This window comes from uncultured Gimesia sp. (assembly GCF_937910335.1).
Classification (GTDB): Bacteria; Planctomycetota; Planctomycetia; order Planctomycetales; family Planctomycetaceae; genus Gimesia.
In genome coordinates, this window is record NZ_CALEMX010000211.1 from 1 (window position 1) to 7,028 (window position 7,028).

8 protein-coding genes are annotated in these 7,028 nt (G+C 48.7%); 6 read left to right on the forward strand and 2 right to left on the reverse strand.

The genetic code is table 11. The features are described 5' to 3' along the window. The 3 genes from Q0668_RS08180 to Q0668_RS08190 all read left to right on the forward strand — a co-directional run. A partial coding sequence (locus tag Q0668_RS08180; protein ID WP_298862605.1) for a hypothetical protein occupies positions 1–488 on the forward strand: 488 nt, incomplete at its 5' end. After that, a complete protein-coding gene (locus Q0668_RS08185) occupies positions 485–880 on the forward strand; it encodes a hypothetical protein (RefSeq protein ID WP_298862608.1) in 396 nt (131 codons plus the stop codon). The genes Q0668_RS08180 and Q0668_RS08185, both read left to right, overlap by 4 nt. A 201-nt stretch (positions 881–1,081) precedes the next feature. Then, positions 1,082–2,503 (forward strand): neutral/alkaline non-lysosomal ceramidase N-terminal domain-containing protein, encoded by a 1,422-nt coding sequence (locus Q0668_RS08190; RefSeq protein WP_298862611.1) that lies wholly within the window; start codon positions 1,082–1,084, stop codon positions 2,501–2,503. Between the two features lie 25 nt (positions 2,504–2,528). Here the strand turns inward: Q0668_RS08190 and Q0668_RS08195 are convergent, their stop codons facing one another. Together Q0668_RS08195 and Q0668_RS08200 are read right to left on the reverse strand one after the other, a co-directional pair. Further along, positions 2,529–3,440, reverse strand: a complete 912-nt coding sequence (locus tag Q0668_RS08195; RefSeq protein WP_298862614.1) for a dihydrodipicolinate synthase family protein — start codon at positions 3,438–3,440, stop codon at positions 2,529–2,531. 35 nt (positions 3,441–3,475) lie between these two features. After that, positions 3,476–4,528: a pyridoxal-phosphate dependent enzyme gene (locus Q0668_RS08200; RefSeq protein ID WP_298862617.1), complete on the reverse strand. Its 1,053-nt coding sequence runs from the start codon at positions 4,526–4,528 to the stop codon at positions 3,476–3,478. Positions 4,529–4,840: 312 nt separating this feature from the next. Between Q0668_RS08200 and Q0668_RS08205 the strand changes: the two genes are divergently transcribed. From Q0668_RS08205 to Q0668_RS08215, 3 genes are all read left to right on the forward strand, one after another. Then, the gene (locus tag Q0668_RS08205; RefSeq protein WP_298862620.1) at positions 4,841–5,560 is read left to right on the forward strand and encodes an FCD domain-containing protein; all 720 of its coding nucleotides are present in this window, start codon (positions 4,841–4,843) and stop codon (positions 5,558–5,560) included. A 56-nt stretch (positions 5,561–5,616) separates the two neighbouring features. Then, complete coding sequence (locus tag Q0668_RS08210) at positions 5,617–6,537, forward strand: DUF1559 domain-containing protein (protein WP_298862625.1); 921 nt, start codon at positions 5,617–5,619, stop codon at positions 6,535–6,537. Between the two features lie 91 nt (positions 6,538–6,628). Further along, positions 6,629–6,997: a hypothetical protein gene (locus Q0668_RS08215; protein WP_298862629.1), complete on the forward strand. Its 369-nt coding sequence runs from the start codon at positions 6,629–6,631 to the stop codon at positions 6,995–6,997. The last annotated feature ends 31 nt before the right edge of the window (positions 6,998–7,028 follow it).

Consider the following 7,028-nt stretch of genomic DNA (forward strand, 5'->3'; position numbering starts at 1 on the left):
CCATCCGAGAGGAGAACGACCGCCACATCGAAAAGGCGAAGGCCCTCCGCAAGAACGAGCAGATCGTCCACACCACCCGCGTGGAGAACGACCGCCACATCGAAGAGGTGAAGGACCTCCGCAAGAAAGAGCAGAACGTCCACACCATCCGAGAGGAGAACGACCGCCACATCGAAAAGGCGAAGGCCCTCCGCAAGAAAGAGCAGAACGTCCACACCGTCCGCGTGGAGAACGGCCACCACGCCAGAGAGGTGAAGGCCTACCACGACCCAGTGAAACACGACCCAGTGAAACACGACCCAGAGAAACACAACCCAGAGAAACACAACCCAGTGAAGGTCGCGAAATCCCATCGAAAAATCGGGAACCTCAGGCACAGCGTACACAAAATGCGCCGGCTGGCAGTCTCATTTTCACAGGGGGTTATGAAACCGATCCCCGAGATCATGGGCGACCAGTCACACTCATCGCAGCAGCACTCGGTGTGAAATCAGAAGTGTTTCGTCAGGCATTCAGCAATGTCAAACCAGCCCGCGGCGGAGATCCCACTCCAGCACGTGCAAATGCCAACAAAAAAGTGCTGATGGATGCGCTCGGCAAACATGGTATTACTAATGACCAACTCGATACGGTCTCAAACTATTATCGTTATCGACCGGGAAGAGGCAATCTATGGAAACATAACCCCGCCAGCGCGAAAGCAATGATCAAAGAGGGAAAAGTCACCGGCTTCGAAATCACAAACCCTGGTTCCGGTTATATGATACCACCCGCAATCGCAGTCGTCGGCCATGAAAAAATTCGAGTCAAAGCCACACTGCAATTCACGAAAAACTTCCAGACAAACGGTAGTCTTAAATCGCTCACGATCGTAAAATGAAGCTTTCAGCACACGCATAGCGTATCAAAGTCCCCTGAAAATTTCCCCGCCCCCCTCTCTCTGTATACAATCCCGTCTATCACAATTCTCACTGCCCCTCACTCAAACCAGCTTGCATTTTCCCTTTTGTAAACTTACATTAGAAAATACAGTCGCATCGATTTAAAGGCGTCCGTTCTATACAAAAAGGAAAACATCACCATGAATTGGGTACCAAAAGCAGGACTCTTTTATCATTTCTCACGATTGATTTGCCTGCAGATGAGTCTGCTCGCCATCAGTCTCTGTGGATTCGCACAATCAAAAGTGGATGCCGCCACAAACTGGAAAGCTGGCATCGCGCGTCAGGTGATCACTCCCGAAACAGCCGTCTGGCTCGCCGGATATGGATCTGAACGCGCCCCCGAAGAAACACTGCACGATATCTGGATGAAAGCTTTGGCATTGGAAGACAATCAGGGAAACCGTGCCGTCTTGATCACCAGTGACTTTCAAGGTGTACCCAAAAGCATGAGCGACCGGGTCTTTGCAAAGATCAAAACAAAATATGGTCTGGAACGTAAGCAGGTTATGTTTACCTTCTCGCACAACCATTGTGGCCCACGTCTCGGCGATGATCTTTATGATTACTATCCCGTCGATCTCGCGCAGGTCAAACTGGTCAACGAATACACGGACCTCATGGTCATTAAAACAGTGGAATTGATCGGCAGAGCAATCAAGAACCTGGCGCCCGCCAGCCTGCAAATGGGAACCGGACACTCTACGTTTGCGGTGAATCGTCGCAACAATCGCGAAGCCGATGTTCCCGCAATTAGAAAAGCAGGCAAGGAGCTGGTAGGGCCCGTTGATCACAGTGTTCCCGTGATGACTGTCATACGACCGGACGGAAAACTGGACGCCGTACTCTTTGGCTATGCTTGCCATCCTACAACACTCAGCTTTAAAAAAGTCTGTGGCGACTACCCGGGCTTTGCACAACTGGAAATCGAGAAGAACCATCCGGGAGTGACCGCCATGTTTGTCAATACCTGTGGTGGAGACCAGAACCCGCTCCCGCGCAGAACAGTTGAACTCTGTGAAAAATATGGTCACATGCTGGCAGTAGGAGTGGAAGAAGCTCTGCAGAAACCACTCAAGCCCATCTCTTCGGGATTGAAAATGGAATTTGAGTATGTAGAACTTCCCTACCAGAAGGTGGTCACGCGCAAGGAACTGGAAGTAGATTCCAAAAGTAGTAATGCGATTTTAAAACGCTGGGCAGTTCGTTTACTGAAAAAACTGGATCAGGGAGAAACCTTTGCTCCCTCCTATCCTTATCCCATTCATGTCTGGAAACTGGGTAACGAAATGTTGATGATTGGCATGGGCGCTGAAACCGTCGTCGATTATGCATTGCGTTTCAAAAGAGAATTCGGACCAGGTACCTGGGTCTGCGGATACGCGGATGACATGATCTCTTACATCCCTTCCAAAAGAGTCTGGCTGGAAGGAGGCTATGAAGGGGGCGCAAGACTTTACGAATACGGCCGCCCCGCGTACCGCTGGGCCGGTGATATGGAAGACATTATTTCCACATCAGTCCACAAAATGGTTAAACAGGTTGATCATAAAAAAGATTAATCGAGCCGCTTTACGATGGCATCATTCATACATCCACAGACGAGATAGTTTTGCCAGCGAAAATTTTCTGAACGATGGGAAATTCCACGAGCTGTGAATGCTCTGCCGAGGTCAGGCAACGGATCGGTCGGGGTGCAAAATTCCCGGGAATTCCCCGCATGTTTAACAACGCGGTTACGGTCGCAAACAGCGGCGCTGAAAACGATTGTAAAAGTCGTAATAACTCGGACAGATCCTGCTGCACTAAACTCAATTCTGCCCAGTTCTCTGTTTCGGATGCCGCTACCATTTTCTCAATCCACTCTGGCACCAGAACATAAATCCCGTCCAAATGCTCACGCACGCCGGACCGCAAAAGGACATCCATTAAATTTGGTTGCGCGACAATCACGCGAAACTCATCATCGGGAACATCGATCACCGGTCGTATGGTCACAAAATGATCCGAACATTTAATGCCATGAATATTCGGATGTTCGGCCAACTTCATGACTGTTTCCACTTCGAGTTTCGTTCCCGTCGTCTGAGGCAGATCGTAAAGATATAACGGCTTCGAACTCACATCTGCCAGAGCATGAAAATAATCGATCAAATCTTCCTGACTGAATTTGACAAAATAAGGCGAAAGCACAACCACTCCATCAATGGCGAAATCCTCAACCATGCGTATGCGATCGCAGGTCCTCACAAAGCTGGTGTCCCCTACTCCCACAAGCAGTTCGGCTTTGCCCGCATTCAAACGCACACTCTGTTCGACCAGTTGTCGATAGGTGTCATCAGTCAAAAGTTGCATCAAGCCCATCGTACCAGCTACTAAAAATCCGTTGATGCCATGCGCCAGCTGATCGTTGATCTGTGCTTCCAGACCGGGAATATGTAATTGTTCTTCGGCCGTTAAGGGAGTTCCCAGCGCAGTGATCATTTTGATTGAATTCATAATCTGATATAACTTTCTCTATTTTTAATTTGAATTTAAACAGTTCGATCCATGAATTCCGACAATGTCACCACCGGACAAGTTCTGGAAGACAACATGCGATCAATCGAGGGCTGATCTTTAAATCCCGTGCCTGTGATCAGACAGACCACGGTTTCCTCGCGTTGAATTTTTCCTTCAGAGGCAGCCTGCATAACACCCGCCAGGGAGACCGCAGCGGCAGGCTCACAGAATATCCCCTCCTCAAGCGCCAATTGTGACTGAACCCTGTAAACATACTCATCTTCGACAAGATAACCGGAACCACCAGACTGTCTGCATGCTCTGATCACTTCATTTCCATCGAGTACACTGGCTACCTGCAGACCACCAATTTCAGTAGTGCTATGACAGGCTTGCGCGTGATCGGCCCCCTCTCGTAACGGACCAGCAATCGTATTATTACCAGCAGGTTGAACGCAGTGCATCGCAGGCAGCATCGCTATTTTTTTCTGCAGTAATGCCGTTTGAAAACCACGTACAACAGCCAGAAGCAGCCCACCACCTCCCGCACAACTGAAAACGTGATTGATTGAACGTCCGATCAAATCTGACTGATTCACCAGTTCCCTGCCGATGGCTTCAACCCCCATCATACTGACAGGACTATATTGATAACTGCTGATTTGAAGTTGCGATTCAAAAGCCGACCCGATCTGCTTCAGATACTCGAATGTCTCACTGGTAATTTTCGGGTCCGCGCCAAAACCCTGAATCTTCCAGATTTCTGCACCATAAGCCAGCATCTGTTTCAGTTTATTATCTGGCGCACCATCAAACACGGCAACCTGACATGGCATGCCCGCTGCTGCACAGTAAGCAGCCAGTGCTGAGCCGGCGTTTCCACTCGAGGAAGTCACGACACGTTTTTTGCCATTCGCCCGCATGTCAGAGATAGCAGCTGCCGCAAAGCGATCTTTGTAAGACCCCGTGGGATTAACCGTTTCAAGTTTAAAATACAAATGGTCGAGCCCCACAGCAGGACCGATCCGACGGGAACGCAAGAATGGCGTTTGCCCTTCGCCCAAACTGAAATGTTCAAAACTCATCTAAACAGTCCCGGGAATGACATAAATCATCAAAAAGGCTGACACCACATTGAACTCAATCCGTACAGAAAAAGGAAAACCACTTCCAAAACTCTTGATTCCCAGAACGAAACACCACGAATTATCTTGACGCTCAAACTGCCGCTTATATGATTGTATTACAATCTACAGTTTTATAGTATAAGAGAACATTGCAGATAATCAATCGATTCCACCATTTGTCAATCAGTTACAGGAAATTGACATTGGCTTTTCGAACGTGACAAACCCATCTATCACAAACGATGCTCCCAACAGGAAGGTGATTTTTCGATGAAGCTTTCACAGAATGAACGTTCCCTTGATTCTGCAAAAACATTAAGCGCGGAACTGGCCGACCAACTCTGTGAACGAATCCGAAAAGACCGCCTTGTCCCGGGAGACCGACTGGGAACAGAAGCAGATCTGGCTGATGAGTTTGGTGTCTCACGAACGGTCGTGCGTGAAGCAATTGGATCACTCAGAGGTCTTGGGATTGTGACTGGCAGGCAGGGACTCGGACTCTGCGTTGCAGAAGCCAGTAACTTTTCGTCTGTTCTGAGAAAAGCCCTCGTACCACAGGTCGCCAGTCCGCAAGGCTGGCGAGAATTACAGCAACTTCGGGCCGTAATTGAAATCGGTTCCATCGCGCTGGCCGTTGAATTGATCTCGGCTGAAGAAATCATTCGACTGCAAACGATTGTCGTCGAAATGAAACGTGTGATGAAAAACTTTAAGTTAGACCCCACTGGAACCAGTAAAACATATAAAGAGATGGACTGCATGTATCATCAGACCATTCTGGCCGCCTCGCACGGGAATTTTGTGAAACAATTCCATGGAGTTTTACTGGATTACTTCCACGCTGGTGACTTGCACGGCCACCCCCCCACAACCAAAGGACTCCAGGAGCATGAACTCATCGCAAACGCAATTGCGGACCGGGATATTGATAATGCAACCAGGTACCTGACAGAACATCTAAAACCGCAATTGAAAGCACCTGTTGAATAATACCAGATTGAGGATTTTTTTACTTTTTTTTTGCTTAACTTGAGGGAGTTCGTTCAATGTTACAAATCAACGTCGAGAAAAATAAACGGGGATTTACGTTAATTGAATTGCTGGTGGTAATTGCCATTATTGCGATCTTAATCGCTCTCTTGCTACCCGCAGTACAACAGGCACGCGAAGCAGCGCGACGCTCCACTTGCAAAAACAACTTGAAACAAGTGGGATTGGCCCTGCATAACTATCAAGATACACACAGTACCTTTCCATTCGGTGGCGCTATCACAGGTGGTTGTAGTGGATATTCAAGTAGCCATATGTTTTCATGGGGTGTGCACATTCTGCCGTTTTTGGACCAGGCAAATCTCTATAATAATCTCAATTTCTCCGGATCAACTCCTTTCGTTCCCGCTAATTTCACCTCGAGTACCTGCTTGTCAGTCGTGTCACCTTATCTCTGCCCCAGCAATCCTGCTCCCGACACCCTTGTTAATCGGGCAGGAACGTTTGCTGGTGCCTTACCGGATGGAATGGGGAGAACCGATATCGGAGGGGTCGCAGACTCTGTTAACTGGAAATGTGAAACGAGTCCCGGAGTGTACGGAGTGCGTCCGACTCCCACCGGAAATGGTGTACTCTTTGGAATTTCCAGCGTCAAATTTCGCGATATCATTGATGGTACAAGCAACACACTGCTCGTAGGTGAAGTCACAGGCTCCCTATCGGCATCGGGACTGAATGGAAACTCTTACACGGGATATGATGTCTTCGATACCAGTAATGGGATTAATAGTATCGACACAGTTCCCGGTGGAGGGACCTTTGCATTCAGACCACAGGGATTTTCCAGTTACCATGTCGGAGGTGCTCATTTTGCCTTGTGTGATGGTTCGGTCCGCTTTATCTCTGAAAATATCGATCAGGGAACACTTTCTAACATTACCACCCGCGCCGGCGGTGAAGTGGTCGGCGAATTTTAACCTTGCTCTCGCATACCTCATAGTAACAACAATTAAGTATCATGACACGCAAACAGAACGAACTTGATCTGCGTTCTCAAAGGAAACTTTAATGTCTGGCATAAGACCAATTCTCTGCGGAATTCTGATTTTGGCCGTCGGTTGTGGAGGTGTCAGCGATGCCCCTGACCGTCGCATAGTAACAGGAACCGTAACACTGGATGGGGTTCCAGTAGAAGGCGCCGCGATTCGATTTGTTCCCCAACCAACGGGCCCCATCGCCGCGGGAAAAGTGATCGATGGAAAATATGAAGTGACCAATAAAGGGGGGGTGCCTTTGGGGAAACATCGTGTTGAAATCAAAGGCACACCGATTCTTCCCGCTGATACGACAGGCATGTCTCTCGGAGAAATCGATGCAGCCACCAAACCCCCGGTTCCCATTCCTCAAAAATACTTTAAGCCCGCATTTCCCAGATGACTTCCCTCGCTTTGGCACGTAATTTGCGCCA